Raw genomic sequence first — 16,151 nt, 5'->3', positions numbered from 1 at the left:
CCCGAGGATGCCGGTCGGCCGGCGCCCCCGGCCGGCCGACCTCGGGTGCCCGGTGACCGCCGACCCCGGCCGCTGGCCCCTGCGGGCGCCCCGACCCACGCGGGCGGCGCGGGCCTACTACTGCTTCGAGGGCGGCTGGTCGCTGCTGCACGCGCTCGCCTTCACGCTCGCCCTGCTCTACCAGGTGCAGGTGGCCGGTCTCACGCCGCTGCAGCTCGTCGTCGTGGGGACCGTCATGGAGGCCACGTGCTTCCTCTTCGAGATCCCGACCGGTGTCGTCGCCGACCTCGTCTCGCGCCGCCTGTCGGTGCTCATCGGGGCGTTCGTCGTCGGCCTCGGCATCCTCGTGCAGGGCGTCTGGCCGTCGTTCTGGCCGATCGTCGCCGCCCAGGTCGTCTGGGGGATCGGGTGGACGTTCGTCTCGGGCGCCGTCGACGCGTGGGTCACCGACGAGGTGGGGGAGCGGGCCGTCCAGCCGCTCTTCACCCGGGCCCAGCAGCTGCACCTCGCGCTCACCGTCGTCGGCACGGTGCTCGCCGGTGTCGCCGGCCAGGTCAGCCTGCAGCTGCCGCTGCTCCTCGCGGGCGCCGGCTACCTCGTCCTCGCCCTGGGCCTGTCGGTCGTCATGCCCGAGACCGGCTTCCGCCCTGTGCCGCGGGAGGAGCGCGAGACGTGGGCCCACCTGCGCCACCTGCTGACGACCGGGGTCGCCGCCGCCCGACGACCGGGGGTGGTGCGCTCGTTCCTCGTCGTCGCGCTGCTCGTCGGGCTCTCGTCCGAGGTGTTCGACCGGCTCTGGACCGCCCGCGTCGTCGAGTCGTTCGCGCTGCCCTCGGTGGCGGGGTTCGACGACGCCGCCACGTGGTTCACGGTCTTCGCCCTCGTCGGCTCGGTCGTGTCCCTCGTCGCGAGCCTCGCCGCGAACCGGCTGGCCGGCCCGCGCCTGAACGCGTTGCACCCGAACCGGCTGCTCGCCGGGCTCGTGCTCGTGCAGGTGGCCGGCATCCTCGCCTTCGCGCTCGTCGACTCGCTGTGGCCGGTGCTCGTCGCGCTCTGGGTCAAGGAGGCGGCGCGCACGGTCGCCCACCCCGTGCAGGCGGCGTGGCTCAACCGCAACGTCGAGTCGCACACCCGGGCCACGACGCTGTCGCTGACGAGCCAGGCCGACGCGGTCGGCCAGGTGCTCGGCGGGCCGCCCCTCGGGGCGCTGGCCACGCGCACGTCGATCCCGTTCGCGCTCGTCGTCTCGGCCGGCATCCTCGCCCCGGCCGCCTTCGTGCTCGCCCGCCTGCGCCCGCCCCGCTCCCGTCGAGAGGGCGCTTAGCCCCCGTCGAGTGGTCACCCGGAGCGCGCCGGGGCGTCAGGTCACGCGTCGACGTCGTCGCTGAGCGGCCAGCCACCGCGGGCGAGGGCGGCCGAGACCCGGGCGACGTCCTCGGGGGTGGCCGACTGGAAGGCGTGCTCGCGCACCATGTCGCGGATGTCGTCGGCGCTCACGGCGGCGTCGTGCGCGTCGGACTGGAGGGCGAGGTCGGTGGCGATGGCGCTGATGTCGTCGTCGGTCAGCTGGCGGCGCAGCACCCCTAGCAGGGCGACGTAGTCGCGGACGGGGATGCCCTGGGGGTAGCCGGCGCGCAGCCAGCCGAGGATGCGGGAGGGGACGGTGGGGCGGGCGTCGAGGCTCACGGCGTCTCCGGTCACTTGTCGATGAGGGTGGGGTAGACGTTCTCGAAGACGAGCTGCTTGCCGAAGCCGGAGGCCACGATGAAGGTGATGCCGAGGGCGACCCCGAGCAGCACGAGCCCGAAGCAGAGCGCCGCCAGCGCCCGGCCGAGGGTGCTCGTCGGGGCGTCGGTCGTCGTCGTGCCGTCGGTGCCGGTCACGGTGGCGCCGCGGGCGCCGGGGGCCGACATCCCGAGCGAGCGGATGCCGAGGGCGAAGATCGCGGGCAGGCCGGCGCCGAGCAGCAGCCCGGCGAGGAGCACCTTCCAGGCGCCTTCGAGGGCGAGGGCGATGTTGTGCACGGTGGGGGTCCTTCGCGTGGGTCGGGAGGAGTCGGTAGGGGAGGTCGCGCCGGCTCAGGCGTCGACGGTGGCGCGGGTGGTGTCGGCGGGCGACTCGCTCCACTCGTCGTTGACGTTGTGGGCGCCGACCGGCTGCAGGCGCGAGCGCATCCACATGCCGACCGCGGCGACGACGAGGATGGCGAACACGACCACCGCGCCGGCCGCCCCGCCGATGGAGTGGGCGACGAACCACATGAGCGCGCCGACGAGGGCCGCCGCCGGCAGGGTGATGAGCCAGGCGAGGCCCATGCGGCCGGCGACCTTCCAGCGCACCTCGGCGCCGGGGCGACCGATGCCGGTGCCGAGGATGGAGCCGGTCGCGACGTGGGTCGTCGAGAGGGCGAAGCCGAGGTGGCTCGAGGCGAGGATGACGGCGGCCGAGCTGCTCTCGGCGGCCATGCCCTGCGGGCTCTCGATCTCGACGAGGCCCTTGCCGAGCGTGCGGATGATGCGCCACCCGCCGAGGTAGGTGCCGAGGGCGATGGCGAGCGCGCACGCGAGCTTGACCCAGAAGGGGATCGAGCCGGTCTCGCTCCAGTGGCCGGCCGCGATGAGGGCGAGGGTGATGACGCCCATCGTCTTCTGCGCGTCGTTCGTGCCGTGGGCGAGCGAGACGAGGGATGCCGACCCGATCTGGCCCCAGCGGAAGCCGGAGTCGGTGCGCCGCTTGGCCACGCCCGCCGTGATCTTGTAGATGAGCCACGTGCCGACGGCCGCGACCCCGGCGGCGATGAAGGGCGACATGAGCGCCGGCAGGATGACCTTGCCGATGACGCCGTCGAGCTTGCTGCCGTCGCCGACCCAGTTGACGCCGCCGAAGCCGAGGCCGGCGATGCCGGCGCCGATCAGGCCGCCGAAGAGGGCGTGCGAGCTGCTCGAGGGAAGGCCGACGAGCCAGGTGAGCAGGTTCCAGACGATGCCGCCGACGAGGCCGGCCATGACGATGACGAGCAGCGCGTTGCCGCCGTCGGCGAGGAACTCCGGCTTCGGCGCCCCCGACTTGTCCTGGATCTTGATGACCGCGTTCGTCACCGTGAGCGCGACCTCGACCGAGAGGAAGGCGCCGACGAGGTTGAGGACCGCAGAGAGGGCGACCGCCACCTTGGGCTTGAGGGCCCCGGTGGCGATCGAGGTCGCCATCGCGTTGCCCGTGTCGTGGAAGCCGTTGGTGAAGTCGAAGCCGAGCGCGGTGACCACGACGAGGGCCAGCACGATGAGTTCAGATGTCACGCAGATCAGGGTGGGCGCCTCCGCTGGGCCTCACAAGGGATTCGTCCGACTGTTCGCCGACAGTTCACGTTGGCCGGGAACCTCGGTCTCGTCACGACCGGGCAGCCTGCTGTCGGTGGTCGCGGGCAGGATGGACGGTGATGACCGACCAGCCGATGCTCGCCCTGCCGATGCCCGGCACCCACGGCGCCGATCCCACCCACGGCACCCACCGCGACGCGCGGCGTGACGAGGCCGCCCGTCGCATGCTCGACGTCACCCGCATCTACGCCGAGCCGGCCGCCGCGGCGTCGCCCCGCGGGCGGCAGGTCATCGCGCGCTGGCCGGACGCCGACGTGGTCGAGGTCGCGAGCCACTGGCAGATCCCCCAGGTGCACGGCGACGAGGCCAACGTGGCCCGGTGGGTGCGCATCAAGCGCGAGGCCCTCGTGCTCGGCGAGAAGAAGACGCTGACGGTGCGCCCCAACGGCCGGTCGGCCGACTTCATCGCCCCCTCGAGCGCCAACGGCTGCGCCATGGCCTGCGCCTACTGCTACGTCCCCCGGCGCAAGGGCTACAGCAACCCCATCACGACGTTCACGAACATCGAGCGCATCACGGCCGCGATCCGGCGCCACGTCGACCGGCAGGGGCCGAAGGCCGAGCCCAACCAGTGCGACGAGCGCGCCTGGGTCTACGACATCGGCGAGAACAGCGACTGCAGCGTCGACGCCCTGGTCAGCGACAACGTCCTCGACCTCGTCACCCTCTTCGCGGGCCTGTCGGGCGCCAAGGCGTCGTTCGCGACGAAGTTCGTCAACCGCGACCTGCTCGACTGGGACCCGAAGGGGGGCACGCGGGTGCGGCTCTCCCTCATGCCCGCGGCCACGGCCCGCACCCTCGACATCCGCACCAGCCCCATGGCCGACCGGCTCGCCGTGCTCGACGACCTCGTCGAGGCCGGCTACGAGGTGCACGTCAACCTCTCGCCCGTCGTCGTCCACGACGGGTGGCTCGAGGCGTGGGCCGAGCTGCTCGGCCAGCTCGGCGACGCGACGAGCGGGCGCACGAAGGCCCAGCTCGCCTGCGAGGTCATCTTCCTCACCCACAACGAGCAGCTGCACGAGGTCAACCTCGGCTGGCACCCCCAGGCCGAGCAGATGCTGTGGCGCCCCGACCTGCAGGAGGAGAAGCGCTCCGAGAACGGGGCGGTCAACGTGCGCTACCGGTGGCAGCAGAAGCAGCGACACCTCGCCGACCTGTCGGCGCTGCTCGCCGCGAGGGCGCCGTGGTGCCGGGTGCGCTACGCCTTCTGACCGTCGTCAGCCACCGCTCAGCCCCGCGACGAGGTTGATGGTCGAGGCGATGACGACGGTGCCGAACACGTACGAGAGCAGGCAGTGCCCGAGCACCACCCGGCGCAGCGCCGACGAGCGCACGCTCGTGTCGCTCACCTGGAAGGTCATGCCGAGGTTGAAGGCGAAGTACACGAAGTCGGACCACCGCGGCGGCTCGTCCTGGTTGAAGTCGATGCAGGGCCTCGGGTCGCTGTAGTAGATGCGGGCGTAGCGCAGCGAGTAGACCGTGTGCACGCACAGCCAGCCCACCGCGACCGTGACGACGGCGAGTACCGCCTCGACCACCTCGGCGCCCCGGCCTCCCGAGCCGCCGGGCCCGACGAGCAGCACCCCGACGCCGGCGAGGCTCAGCAGCCCCACGACGATGACGAGCACGTCGGTGACACGGGCCCCGGGGTCCTCACCGTCCACGTGCGACCGGGTGGTGTCGGCATCCGCGCGCATGATCCGCCGCAGCAGGGGCACGGCGAAGGCGAGCCCGGTCACGGCGAACCCGGTGAGCAGGTGGGTGAGCAGGCCGGATGCCGGTCCGAGCGGCACGATCGCCCCCGCGGCCACCCCGACGGCGAGGGCGATGGCGAGCCTGACCCTCACGCGGTGCACGACGTGAGGGTACCCACGCAGTCGGGTACGAGAACTCGACGTCGTCGGCAGCCGCCCCGACCTGACTGCCCTCCCTAGGATCACTGGATGCCCCCAGCCCCGGACCCTGCGACACCGCCGGCCCCGCCGCGCCGCCGTCGCCTCACCGTCGTCTACAACCCGGTCAAGGTCGAGGACCTGCAGGGCGCCCGCACGGTGGTGGCCGACGCCTGCGAGCGCCACGGCTGGGAGCAGGCGACGTGGGTGCCGACGACCGCCGAGGAGACCGGCGAGAAGCAGGCCCGCGAGGCCGTCGAGGCGGGCGCCGACTGCGTCGCCTCCTATGGGGGTGACGGCACGGTGCGCGCCGTCGCGAGCGCCCTCGTCGGGACCCAGGTCGCGCTCGGGCTGCTGCCGGGTGGCACCGGCAACCTGCTCGCCCGCAACCTCCGGCTGCCGGTCGAGTCGCTCGAGGAGGCGGCGCTCGCCGTCGTCGGTGGCCGCGACCGCCGTATCGACGTCGGCCTGCTGCGCAGCAGTGAGGACTCCGTGCCGACGCCCGGCGCCGGTGACGCCCCCGAGGACGACGAGGAGGTCTTCCTCGTCATGGCCGGTCTCGGGCTCGACGGCCAGATCATGGCCGGCACGAACGAGAAGGTGAAGGGCGTGCTGGGCTGGCCGGCCTACGTGCTCTCGGCCGCCCGGCAGCTGACCCGCCGCGGGTTCAGCGCCGACGTCGCGCCGACGGCCGCCGGGCAGCCGAGCGGGCCGACGCCGCAGGGGGAGACCGGCGGAGACGGCACGGTCGACCACTCCGTCGCGCGCCACGCCCGCACCGTGCTCGTCGGCAACTGCGGCACCCTCCAGGGTGGCCTCGAGCTCATGCCGGACGCCCGCCTCGACGACGGCATCCTCGACGCCGTCGTGCTGGCCCCGCGCGGCGTCTTCGCGTGGGTCTCGGTGCTCACCGCGATCGTCACCCGCGACCGCAGGGGCCACCGCCGCCTCGACCGCATGCGCGGGCCGGGCTTCACCGTGGAGGTGGCCGAGCCCGTCGAGGCGGAGATCGACGGCGACCCGATCGGCGAGCGCCGCGGGCTCGCGATCCGGGTGCTGCCCGGGTCGCTGGTGGTCCGCGTTGGGTGAGCCGCAGCGGCTCGGACGGGTCGGGCGCGGTCGGCGGCTGCTGCGGGCGGTGGCCTACGGCCTCGTGTCCGCCGTTCCCGTCACGGCGCTCGCGCTCTTCGTCCGCGAGCACTTCGGCCCTTTGCTGCGGCTCGACGAGGCAGCGATCCGGGCGGCCACGGACGTCACCCGCGAGCGACCGTGGCTGCGCACCTTCCTGCTCGACTGGCAGGAGGCCACCCAGCCGAAGTGGGTCTACATCGCCGGCACGATCGTGTGCCTCGTCGTCTGGCGGCGCCACCACCTCACCACCCGCGCCGCGTGGGCCTTCGTCACGATGATGGTGGCCTGGAACCTCCAGCTCGTGCTCAAGGAGGTCGTGCAGCGGGCCCGGCCCGTCGTCGCCGACCCCGTGTCGACCGCGCCCGGCTACAGCTTCCCCTCGGGCCACGTCGCCAACGCGGCCGCCGCCACGAGCATCCTCGCGCTGCTCGTCTGGCCGCTGCTCGAACGCCGCGGGCGCGTCGCGGTCGTCACGGCGGCGGTCGTCGTCACCGGCGTCACCGCGCTCGACCGCGTCTACCTCGGCGTCCACTTCCCCTCGGATGCCGTCGCCGGTGTCCTCTTCGGGATGGGCCTCGCGGCCGCCTCCTACGCCGGGTACCGCGGCTGGAACCCGCTGGGTCCCGAGGACCCGCCTCCCCCGGAGGAGAAGGCCGCCGACCCGGCCTCTCGCCCCACCCGAACCGTCCCGAGAAGAGGCACGCCGTGAGCCGTCCCGCCACCGCCCCGGAGACCCGCCCGCACCGTCACGAGCCGCGCGGCGTTCTCGTGCACCGGTGGGACGGCGTCACGTCCGGACCGTCGGCCGGCGCCGCCGCCCGCGACCTCGGGCTGCGGGTGCTCGCCCCGGCCGTCGTGCTCTTCGCGGTGCTGCTCGGCACCGGGTACCTCATCACCGGTCCGCTCGGCGACCTGCCGGCCGAGAACCGCGTCAGCAAGGCGCTGGCCGACGGCCGCACCTCGACGTGGAACGGCATCACCGCCGTGTGGTCGCACGTCGGCAACACCGAGATCGTCATCGGTGTCTGCGTCGTCGTCGCCCTGCTCGTCTGGTGGCGCACGAGGCAGTGGTGGTTCGCGCTCGTGCCGGTCATCGCCATCGCGGTGCAGGCCAGCGTCTTCGTCGCAGTGTCGGCCATCGTCGGTCGCGAACGCCCGACGGTCGACAAGCTCGACCCGGCCCCGCCCACGAGCAGCTACCCGAGCGGTCACGTCGGCGCGTCGACCGCGCTCTACCTCGCCCTCGCGTTCATGGCCCAGCGCATCGAGACCCCGTGGCTGCGGCGGCTCGTCACCGTCGTCTGCGTCGTCGTGCCGTTCCTCGTCGCGTACGCCCGGCTCTACCGCGGCATGCACCACCTCAGCGACGTCCTCGTCGGCGCGGTCAACGGCATCGTCTGCGCCCTGCTCGCCTGGGCCTGGCTGCGCCGCGACCGCACCCGCTGACCGGGGGCCGCGGCCGGCTTCGCCCTACCGGTCGCCGAAGGCCAGGACGGCGCGGGCGGCGCGGTCGCGGCTGAGTGCGTCCCAGCCGTCGCCGGCGAGCTGGACCCACACCGCCGACGTCGACCCGGTGATGAGGACGACCTCGGTCGGGACCGCATAACCCTGCAGTGACGTGACGTGACCGACAAGAGCTGTTCGGCCGGCAACCACGGCGGGTCGGGCGTCGGCGCATTTCGCGAAGGCGGCGCGGAGGTAGGGGAGAAGGCCACGGGGATCGCCTCGGCGCACGTTCAGCCGCTCGTAGTGCAGCGACCGTGCGCCCTCGATGTTCCCGTTCTCGTCGACGGGGGATCCGGTCGGGTACGACCCGAGGTCCTGCCGCTGTGCAGTGGTCGCCCCAGCGGCGACGACGAAGGTGGCAAAGGGCAGACCCGTCCACGGCACGGACTGGTCGCACCACGCCGACTCGGGGAGCTCGCCGGGGCACAGCGCGGGCTCAGCGGCATCCGGGCCGGGTCGCACCTCGTCGAGGTCACCGAAGTCACCGGCCGTCGACCCCGGGAAGACCTCCTCCAGCGCGAGGCCGGCGCTCTGCGTGCGGGTGGTGCACCGCGGGGCGGACACGATCTCCGTCATCGTCGGTGTGCCCGGGGTGGGCGCGGCCGACGGCTGCGACGGCATCGACACCTGCGACGGCATCGACACCTGCGACGGCATCGACACCTGCGACGGCATCGACACCTGCGACGGCATCGACACCTGCGACGGCATCGACACCTGCGACGGCTGCGGTGTCGGCGAGCTCGGCGTGCAGCCCAGCGACGCGCCGAGCGCCAGCACGGTCAGACCCACGGCCGCTCGGCGGCCTCGCGGACCTTCACCCCTGCTCGTCACGGGAGCAGTGTGCCCGACCGGATGTCGTGGTGGTCAGACGTCGGCGTGCCGGGCGCGTCCGAAGGAGTAGACGCCGTAGGCGATGAGGCCGAGCGCGACGACGGTCAGCAGGGCCTTGCCCCCGGGCGCCTCGAGCAGCGTGTGCAGCGCGCCGTCGAGCCCGTCCGCCTCGCTCGGCCGGTGCCGCGCGGCGGCGACGACGAAGAGGCCGCCGACGACGCCGAGGGCGATGCCCTTGGCGATGTAACCGTAACGGCCGGCGACCTCCACGAAGTCGCCGGGGTCGCTCTCGAGGTCGGCGAGGAACTTCCGTTTCCAGCCCTTGACGACGTGGTAGACGCCCACGCCGAAGACCGCCACCCCGACGAGGCCCACGAGCCACACACCGAGGGGGGCCCCGAGCAGCCAGCGGGTGAAGTCGGTCGACTGCTTGCCGCTGTCGCCCTTGCCGCCGCGGGCGAAGCCGAACGCGGTCCAGCTGAGCACGAGGTAGACGACGGCCTTGGCCGCCGCCTTGACTCGGTCGGGCGTCTCGAACGACCCGGTGATCGCCTCCGTGACCTGCCACAGCCCGAGGCCGAGCCAGCCGACCACCGCGACCCACAGGGCCAGCTTGCCGAAGGTGTTGCCCGACAGCGCCCCGAGCGCCCCCGACTGGTCGGCCGTCAGCTTCGAGGTGGCCCAGGCCAGCTGCAGGGCGATGACGCCGATCATGACGTGCAGCAGCCCGTTGACGGCGTAGCCGACCCGCGCGGCCGTCTCGAGCGCCGGGTGGTCACCGGCCTCGCGCGAGACCGCCTTGACGTCGGACGAGTCCATGGGTCTCCTCGGTGTGCTGTCGGCGACGACGCCCCGCCCGGATGCCGGGGAGTCCCCCGGGCGGTCGAGGGCCTCCCGACCCTACCGTCTCCGCGCTCGGCGGTGTCCGGCGCCGTCGGTGGCGCTGCAGGGCGCTGCAGGGCGCTGCAGGGTGCTGCAGGGTGCCGCGGGCCGCCTGTCAGCCGACGGGTCTAGCGTGCGCGCCATGCGCACTCCCCTCCGCCGCGTCGTCGCGGCCGCCGCCGGCGCGGTCACCGCCGCCGGTCTGTCCTTCACCGCAGCGCCGCCCGCCGGCGCCACCACCGCCACCCCCACCACGGCAGGCGCCGCCATCACCACCGCAGGCACCGCGCCCGCGGCCACGTCCCACCCCCCCACCGGCAGGGCGGCATCCGGGCGCGACTCGCTCTTCCCGGGCCAGGGCACCGACGCCTACGACGTCCGGCACTACGACGTCGCCCTCGACTACGCGAAGGCCGGCACCATCTCGGCCACGACGACCGTGCGGGCGACCGCGGCCCGTCCGCTCCCGCGCATCGACCTCGACCTCGAGGGGCTCACGGTGCGGTCCGTCTCCGTCGACGGCCGTGACGCCACGTGGTCGCGCACCGGCACGAAGCTGCACGTCGTCCCGCGGGCGACGGTGCACGGGGACTTCACCGTCGTCGTCCGCTACGGCGGTCGCCCGGTGACGCACATCGACCCCGACGGCGCCAAGGACGGCTGGGTGCCGACCGCCGACGGGGCGACCGTGCTGAGCGAGCCGGTGGGGGCGCAGACGTGGTTCCCAGACAACAACACCCCGGCCGACAAGGCCTCGTTCCGGGTGGCCGTCACCGTGCCGGCGGGCACCGAGGTGGCCGGCAACGGCGTCCTCTCCGGTGAGAGCACCCGGGCGGGGCGCACGACGTGGACGTGGGTGCAGCGCGAGCCGATGGCCACCTACCTCGCGATGATCTCCATCGGGCAGTACGACGTGTACCGCTCGTCGCTGCGGCTGGCCGACGGACGCACGATCCCGGTGACCTCGTTCATCGACCCCGACCTCGGCAGCCAGGCGGCGGCGCGGGCGCAGATCGCCCCCGCCGTCCGGTTCCTCGAGCGGCACTTCGGGCCCTACCCCTTCAGCTCCGTCGGCATCGTCGCCAGCCGCATCAAGGTGGGGTACGCGCTCGAGACGCAGACGCGCCCGTTCTTCGACGGCCCGGTCGACACCTCGACGCTCGTGCACGAGCTCGCGCACCAGTGGTACGGCGACTCGGTCACCCCGGCCGACTGGGGCGACATCTGGCTGAACGAGGGGTTCGCCACCTACGCCGAGTGGTGGTGGCAGGAGGCCCACGGCGGGCAGACGCGCGCCGAGGCGTTCGCGAAGGCCTACGCCACCGCGGCCGACGACGAGCTGTGGGGGCCGGCCCCGGCCGACCTGCACGACCCGGCGCTGCTCTTCTCGGACGCGGTCTACACGCGAGGGGCGATGACGCTGGAGGCCCTGCGCCACCGCATCGGCTCCGCGGCGTTCGACGAGGTGCTGCAGCGGTGGGCGGCGACGGAGGAGTACCGGTCGACCGACACCGACGCCTTCGTGGCGCTCGCCGAGCGGGTCTCGGGGCAGCGGCTCGACGGCTTCTTCGACACGTGGCTCTACACGCCGGGCAAGCCGGCCCGCCCCTGAGCCGACCTCGCCCCACGAGACAGCACCGTCACGGCTCGAGGTCGAGCACCCGCATGAGGTGGGGGTGGACGAGCGCGCCGAGCGCGCGGTCGTCCACCTCCGTGCCGCCGCGGGCCATGGGCTGACCGCCGGTGGGCGGCGTCTCTCCCGGCAGCACCACCCGGTGACCCGCGCCCGGGTGCGTGACCACCGTGGTGGGCAGCCCGGATGCCGTGCGTCGGCGCTCGATCTCGCGCGCCGAGCCGAGTGACGGCCAGACGGCGTCGTCACCCCCGGCGGCGAGGAGCATCGCCCCGAAGAAGCGCTCGACCGGCAGACGGGCCGCCTCGAGGCGTGCGGGGTCGCGGTCGGCGAGGCCGGCGAGGCTCGCGGCGTACATCGGCGCGAACGCCGGTGGGTCCCCCGGCGTGGGGGCCTCGTGGTCGTACGGCACGAAGGGCAACGGGCGGCCTCCCCGGCTCCACGACGAGCGGTCGTCGCGGGGCGCCTCGTCCGGGCGCCGGCCCAGGTCGGCCCAGGCCACGTGGGTGGGGGCGAAGGCGACGACGGCGTCGACCCGGGGGTCGTCGGGGGAGTAGAGCAGCAGGGCCTCGGCGCCCTTCGAGCTGCCGATCACGGCGATCCGGTCGCAGCGGTCGGCCAGCCGGTCGATGCCCCACGACAGCCGCTCGAGCGGGTACTCGTCGATGGCCGGGGGCAGGCCGGGGCCGCCGAACCAGCGCAGGCCGAGGGCCGTCACCCCAGCCTGCGCCAGCACCCGGACCCGATCGCGCTCGACGCGGCCGCTGCTCCCCCCGAGCACGAGCACGCCGGTGCCGTTGCCGCCGTCGACCGGCTGGGCGAGCACGGTGTCGTGCTCGGCCAGCCGGCTCTCCCTGACGGACACGGGTCCCCTCACCCGCTCAATGATGCACGGGCCGGCAGACGTAACCGTCGAGTTGCGTCTGCCGGCCCGCCGGGCGACCCGAGCGCTCACCCCCTCAGGTTGCGCTCCGGTCTACCGCCCCCCGTGTCATGGTTCGGAGACCCCCGCGGGCCGGATTGGGTCGGTTGTGGGCTTTCGCGCCCGGGCGTGTCGCCAGTGTTGCCAGCCCGTGGCCGTGGCCGTGGCTGGGGCTCAGCCGCCCAACCGCTCGAAGGCGTCGACGGTGAGCACGGCGGCGCCCGCCTCGTCGGACGCCGGGAGGTCGACGTGCGCGACGATGCCCCAGTCCAGGTCGTCGTCGGGGTCGCGGACGACCTGGCGCAGCCGCCACGTGTCCGCGCCCTTCTCGACCTGGAGCAGGGCGGGGGAGCGGGCCTGCTGGTCGGTCTCGATGGCGTCGTGGTCGTCGTAGTACGCGCCGAGCGCGTCGTTCCACGCCTGCGCCGTCATGACGACCTTTTGCGGCGGGTCGGTCAGCTCGGCCACCCGCGCCTCGAGCGCACCGAGGGCCTCCCACTGGTCGCGGGACGCGAGCTCGACCCGGTGCCACAGGGCGTTGCGGATCATGACGGTGAAGGCACGCACGTTGCCCGTCAGGGGGCGCGCGGGCGGGGCGAGCGTGCCCGGCTGCGGCAGGGCGGCATCCGGGTTGACGAGGTCCTCCCACTCGTCGAGCAGGCTGGAGTCGGTCTGGCGCACGAGCTCACCGAGCCACTCCACGAGGTCGTCGAGCTCGTCGGTGCGCACCGACTCGGGCACCGTGTGCCGCAGGGTGCGGTAGGCGTCGGTGAGATAGCGCAGCAGCAGCCCCTCGGAACGGGAGAGGCCGTACTCGCCGACGAACTCGTTGAAGGTCATGCCGCGCTCGTACATCTCGCGCACGACCGACTTCGGCGACAGCGCCTCGGGGGAGAGCCACGGATGGGTCTGGCGGTAGGTGGCGAGCATGGTGTCGAGCAGCTCGGCGAGCGGCTTGGGCCACGACACCTCCTCGAGGCGCTCCATGCGCTCCTCGTACTCGATGCCGTCGAGCTTCATGGCGGCGACGGCCTCGCCCCGGGCCTTGTTCTCCTGCGCCCACAGCACCTGGCGCGGGTCGTCGAGCACCGACTCGACGACCGAGACGATGTCGCGCGCGTACGTCTCGGAGTCGGGGTCGAGGGTGTCGATGACGGCCAGCGCGAACGGTGCCAGCGGCTGGTTGAGGGCGAAGTCACGCTGGAGGTCGACGGTGAGGGCGTGCCGCCGCCCGGTGCCGTCCGCCTCGGGCAGCCGCTCGACGACACCCGAGGTCAGCAGCTCGCGGGCCAGCACGAGGGCGTGCTTCTGCAGGCGGCGCTGGTCCTTGCTCTCGTGGTGGTTGTCGGTCAGCAGCCGTGAGACGTGGGCGACCGGGTTGCCCTCGCGGGCGAGGATGTTGACGAGCATCGAGTGCGAGACCCGCAGGCGGGGGACGAGGGGCTCGGGTGCGGCGGCGACGAGCCGGTCGAAGGTCTCCTCGCTCCAGCCGATGAACCCGTCGGGGGCCTTCTTGCGCTGCACCTTGCGCTGCTTCTTCGGGTCGTCGCCGGCCTTCTCGACCGCCCGGTGGTTCTCGATGACGTGGTCGGGGGCCTGGGCCACGACCCAGCCGCGCGTGTCGTAGCCGGCGCGTCCGGCCCGGCCGACGATCTGGTGGAACTCGCGGGCCCGCAGCATCCGCTGCTTCGTGCCGTCGAACTTCGTCAGCCCGGTGAGCACGACCGTGCGGATCGGGACGTTGATGCCGACGCCCAGGGTGTCGGTGCCGCAGATCACCTTGAGCAGGCCGTCCTGCGCGAGCTGCTCGACGAGCCGGCGGTACTTCGGCAGCATGCCGGCGTGGTGCACCCCGATGCCGTGGCGCACGAGCCGCGACAGGGTCCGCCCGAAGCCGGCCCCGAAGCGGAAGGCGCCGATGCGCTCGGCGATGGCGTCGCGCTCCTCGCGGGTCGTGACCTTCACGGCGGTGAGGCTCTGGGCCCGCTCGAGGGCGGCGGCCTGGGTGAAGTGCACGACATAGACGGGCGCGCGGTCCTTCTCGAGCAGCGTCTCGATCGTCTCGTGCAGCGGCGTCATGGCGTACGAGAACTCGAGGGGGACGGGCCGCTCGGCCCCCGCGACGACGGCCGTGGACCGGCCGGTGCGGCGGGTGAGGTCGTCGCGGAACATCGTGACGTCGCCGAGGGTCGCCGACATGAGCACGAACTGCGCCTGGGGCAGCTCGAGGATCGGCACCTGCCACGCCCAGCCGCGGTCGGGCTCGCTGTAGAAGTGGAACTCGTCCATGACGACGAGGCCGACGTCGGCCGAGCTGCCCTCTCGCAGAGCGATGTTGGCGAGGATCTCGGCCGTGCAGCAGATGATGGGAGCGTCACCGTTGACCGTCGCGTCGCCGGTGATCATGCCGACGTTGTCGGCGCCGAACTGGCCGCACAGGGCGAAGAACTTCTCGGAGACGAGGGCCTTGATCGGCGCCGTGTAGAAGCTGACCCGGTCGTCGGCGAGCGCGGTGAAGTGGGCGGCGGTCGCCACGAGCGACTTGCCCGACCCGGTCGGCGTGGCGAGGATGACGTTGCTGCCGCTGAGCAGCTCGAGGAAGGCCTCGTCCTGGTGCGGGTAGAGCGTGAGCCCGGAGTCGGTCGTCCACTCGGTGAACGCCTCGTAGAGGGCGTCGGCGTCGGGGTCGCGCGGCATCCGCTCGTTGAGGTTCTTCACCACCCGAGTATCCCGTGCCCGCACCGGGCCCGGGGACGCCGTCTGACGCAGGGCGGTCCAGGGCGCGTCAGGCAGGCGGGTCGGGCCACGGCGGCAGCAGCGGGCCCATCGCGGCGAGCTGGTCGACGTCGACCCACGAGGGGTTGGCGAGGAAGGGCTGGCGCTGCACCTCGAGGCGGTCGCACCCGACCGCGCGCAGGTCGGCATCCGTGACGGGGGCCGAGAGCAGCGGGACGTCGACCTCGACGCGGGCCCGGATGCCGTGGGCGTCACCCGCTGCACGCCAGTGACCGGGGTCGGTCTCGACCCACGGCTCCGCGGGCGCCGTGACGTGGCCCAGACCCCACACGCCACGGTCGAACCCCGTGCGGCCGTCGCCTGAGACCCAGAAGAGCACCCGGTCGCCCGGCTCCATGAGGTCGGCCCGGTAGCCCGGCTGCACCGACCACGAGGTGACGCGTCCCTCGCCGGAGTCGACGAAGGCGCGAAGGTCCCACGCGACGGGGTTGCACTTCAGCACCCAGGCGCCGAGCCGGTCGCGGGTCACGGTGTTCGTCACGGTTCTCACCACGTCGGACCCGTACCCGCCGGCGGCGCGTCGGGTGGGGTCAGGCGGTCTCCTCCACCGGCTCCCAGAGCACCTCGACACCCTCGTGCCGCATGGCCGCGAGCAGCTCGGCCGGGGGCTCGCGGTCGGTGACGAAGTAGTCGGCCGCGCCGAGCTCGGCGATCTGCACGAACAGCCGCCGGTCGAGCTTGGAGGAGTCGGCGAGGATCGCCACCCGGCTCGCCCGCTCGACCATCGAGCGCATCATGCTCGCCTCAGCGAGGTTGCCGGTCGAGTAGCCGTCGCCCGACACCCCACCCACGGTCACGAGGGCGAGGTCGCAGCGGATGTCCATGTCGCGCCCGCCGAGGGTGACGGGGAAGGCGACGGGACCGATGGTCGCCTGGGCGACGAGGCTGACGTCGCCCCCGAAGACGTAGAGGCCCCGCAGGCACTTCGGCGGGATCTCGGCCGGCAGCCGGAGTCGGTGCCCGACTTCGTCCAGTCGGACGAGATGTTCAAGACCGCCTTCGACATCTGGAACAAGGGCGTGCCGGCCAACGAGTTCACCGGCCTGCCCACCGCGGAGGACCTCATGCGCACCTTCGACGTGCAGCTGCAGGAGACCCTGGCCAACGGCCAGCCGGTCGACACCATGCTCAGCAACGTCCAGTCCGCCTGGTCGTCCAAGTTCTGACCGCTGACG

17 protein-coding genes are annotated in these 16,151 nt (G+C 73.3%); 7 read left to right on the top strand and 10 right to left on the bottom strand.

Features of this window, described 5'->3' with window-relative positions; translation table 11 throughout:
• Positions 1-52: 52 nt before the first annotated feature.
• Positions 53-1,324: an MFS transporter gene (locus DFJ68_RS13675; RefSeq protein WP_211333366.1), complete on the top strand. Its 1,272-nt coding sequence runs from the start codon at positions 53-55 to the stop codon at positions 1,322-1,324.
• Positions 1,325-1,365: 41 nt separating this feature from the next.
• Here DFJ68_RS13675 and DFJ68_RS13670 read toward each other — a convergent pair whose 3' ends face one another.
• Genes DFJ68_RS13670 through DFJ68_RS13660 form a run of 3 tightly spaced genes read right to left on the bottom strand, consistent with a single transcriptional unit; the run spans position 1,366 to position 3,296 of the window.
• Entirely contained in the window at positions 1,366-1,686 is a 321-nt protein-coding gene (locus DFJ68_RS13670) for a DUF3349 domain-containing protein (protein WP_121035383.1), read from the bottom strand.
• 11 nt (positions 1,687-1,697) lie between these two features.
• Entirely contained in the window at positions 1,698-2,024 is a 327-nt protein-coding gene (locus DFJ68_RS13665; protein WP_121034032.1) for a hypothetical protein, read from the bottom strand.
• 54 nt (positions 2,025-2,078) lie between these two features.
• Entirely contained in the window at positions 2,079-3,296 is a 1,218-nt protein-coding gene (locus DFJ68_RS13660) for an inorganic phosphate transporter (protein WP_121034030.1), read from the bottom strand.
• 140 nt (positions 3,297-3,436) lie between these two features.
• Between DFJ68_RS13660 and DFJ68_RS13655 the strand changes: the two genes are divergently transcribed.
• Positions 3,437-4,591: a spore photoproduct lyase family protein gene (locus DFJ68_RS13655; RefSeq protein WP_211333365.1), complete on the top strand. Its 1,155-nt coding sequence runs from the start codon at positions 3,437-3,439 to the stop codon at positions 4,589-4,591.
• A 6-nt stretch (positions 4,592-4,597) separates the two neighbouring features.
• Here the strand turns inward: DFJ68_RS13655 and DFJ68_RS13650 are convergent, their stop codons facing one another.
• On the bottom strand, positions 4,598-5,236 hold the full coding sequence (locus tag DFJ68_RS13650) for a DUF1345 domain-containing protein (RefSeq protein WP_121034028.1): 639 nt from the start codon (positions 5,234-5,236) through the stop codon (positions 4,598-4,600).
• Between the two features lie 87 nt (positions 5,237-5,323).
• Between DFJ68_RS13650 and DFJ68_RS13645 the strand changes: the two genes are divergently transcribed.
• From DFJ68_RS13645 to DFJ68_RS13635, 3 genes are read left to right on the top strand one after another with little or no spacing between them, the layout of a single operon-like run.
• Entirely contained in the window at positions 5,324-6,361 is a 1,038-nt protein-coding gene (locus DFJ68_RS13645; RefSeq protein ID WP_121034026.1) for a diacylglycerol/lipid kinase family protein, read from the top strand.
• Complete coding sequence (locus DFJ68_RS13640; RefSeq protein ID WP_245963654.1) at positions 6,354-7,112, top strand: phosphatase PAP2 family protein; 759 nt, start codon at positions 6,354-6,356, stop codon at positions 7,110-7,112. The genes DFJ68_RS13645 and DFJ68_RS13640 overlap by 8 nt, the downstream gene beginning before the upstream one ends.
• On the top strand, positions 7,109-7,849 hold the full coding sequence (locus tag DFJ68_RS13635; RefSeq protein ID WP_245963653.1) for a phosphatase PAP2 family protein: 741 nt from the start codon (positions 7,109-7,111) through the stop codon (positions 7,847-7,849). Before DFJ68_RS13640 ends, DFJ68_RS13635 begins: the two co-directional genes overlap by 4 nt.
• Positions 7,850-7,873: 24 nt before the next feature.
• Here the strand turns inward: DFJ68_RS13635 and DFJ68_RS13630 are convergent, their stop codons facing one another.
• Both DFJ68_RS13630 and DFJ68_RS13625 read right to left on the bottom strand, forming a co-directional pair.
• Positions 7,874-8,743, bottom strand: a complete 870-nt coding sequence (locus DFJ68_RS13630) for a hypothetical protein (RefSeq protein WP_147431590.1) — start codon at positions 8,741-8,743, stop codon at positions 7,874-7,876.
• A gap of 33 nt (positions 8,744-8,776) precedes the next feature.
• Positions 8,777-9,562, bottom strand: coding sequence for a DUF1206 domain-containing protein (locus tag DFJ68_RS13625; RefSeq protein WP_121034022.1), 786 nt, complete (start codon positions 9,560-9,562; stop codon positions 8,777-8,779).
• A gap of 205 nt (positions 9,563-9,767) precedes the next feature.
• Here DFJ68_RS13625 and DFJ68_RS13620 point away from each other — a divergent pair, with 205 nt between their 5' ends.
• Positions 9,768-11,237 (top strand): M1 family metallopeptidase, encoded by a 1,470-nt coding sequence (locus tag DFJ68_RS13620; RefSeq protein ID WP_147431589.1) that lies wholly within the window; start codon positions 9,768-9,770, stop codon positions 11,235-11,237.
• 28 nt (positions 11,238-11,265) lie between these two features.
• Here DFJ68_RS13620 and DFJ68_RS13615 read toward each other — a convergent pair whose 3' ends face one another.
• The 4 genes from DFJ68_RS13615 to DFJ68_RS18800 all read right to left on the bottom strand — a co-directional run bounded on the left by DFJ68_RS13615 (position 11,266) and on the right by DFJ68_RS18800 (position 15,896).
• On the bottom strand, positions 11,266-12,123 hold the full coding sequence (locus DFJ68_RS13615) for an acyl-CoA thioester hydrolase/BAAT C-terminal domain-containing protein (RefSeq protein WP_170165776.1): 858 nt from the start codon (positions 12,121-12,123) through the stop codon (positions 11,266-11,268).
• A gap of 231 nt (positions 12,124-12,354) precedes the next feature.
• Entirely contained in the window at positions 12,355-14,877 is a 2,523-nt protein-coding gene (locus tag DFJ68_RS13610; RefSeq protein WP_121035379.1) for a DEAD/DEAH box helicase, read from the bottom strand.
• 88 nt (positions 14,878-14,965) lie between these two features.
• Positions 14,966-15,469, bottom strand: a complete 504-nt coding sequence (locus DFJ68_RS13605; RefSeq protein ID WP_211333364.1) for an EVE domain-containing protein — start codon at positions 15,467-15,469, stop codon at positions 14,966-14,968.
• 37 nt (positions 15,470-15,506) lie between these two features.
• A complete protein-coding gene (locus DFJ68_RS18800; RefSeq protein WP_276330724.1) occupies positions 15,507-15,896 on the bottom strand; it encodes a DeoR/GlpR family DNA-binding transcription regulator in 390 nt (129 codons plus the stop codon).
• A 36-nt stretch (positions 15,897-15,932) separates the two neighbouring features.
• Between DFJ68_RS18800 and DFJ68_RS18795 the strand changes: the two genes are divergently transcribed.
• Positions 15,933-16,142, top strand: coding sequence for a hypothetical protein (locus DFJ68_RS18795; protein WP_245963831.1), 210 nt, complete (start codon positions 15,933-15,935; stop codon positions 16,140-16,142).
• The last annotated feature ends 9 nt before the right edge of the window (positions 16,143-16,151 follow it).

This window comes from Terracoccus luteus (assembly GCF_003635045.1).
GTDB lineage: Bacteria > Actinomycetota > Actinomycetes > Actinomycetales > Dermatophilaceae > Terracoccus > Terracoccus luteus.
This window is presented reverse-complemented; position numbering and strand designations above follow the sequence as displayed.

What these genes read in the sequence shown, in the direction of transcription:
- DFJ68_RS13655 (WP_211333365.1), top strand. Translation starts at nt 3,437, where the DNA reads ATGACCGACCAGCCGATGCTCGCCCTGCCGATGCCCGGCACCCACGGC.
- DFJ68_RS13645 (WP_121034026.1), top strand. Translation starts at nt 5,324, where the DNA reads ATGCCCCCAGCCCCGGACCCTGCGACACCGCCGGCCCCGCCGCGCCGC.
- DFJ68_RS13625 (WP_121034022.1), bottom strand. Translation starts at nt 9,562, where the DNA reads ATGGACTCGTCCGACGTCAAGGCGGTCTCGCGCGAGGCCGGTGACCAC.
- DFJ68_RS13620 (WP_147431589.1), top strand. Translation starts at nt 9,768, where the DNA reads ATGCGCACTCCCCTCCGCCGCGTCGTCGCGGCCGCCGCCGGCGCGGTC.
- DFJ68_RS13610 (WP_121035379.1), bottom strand. Translation starts at nt 14,877, where the DNA reads ATGCCGCGCGACCCCGACGCCGACGCCCTCTACGAGGCGTTCACCGAG.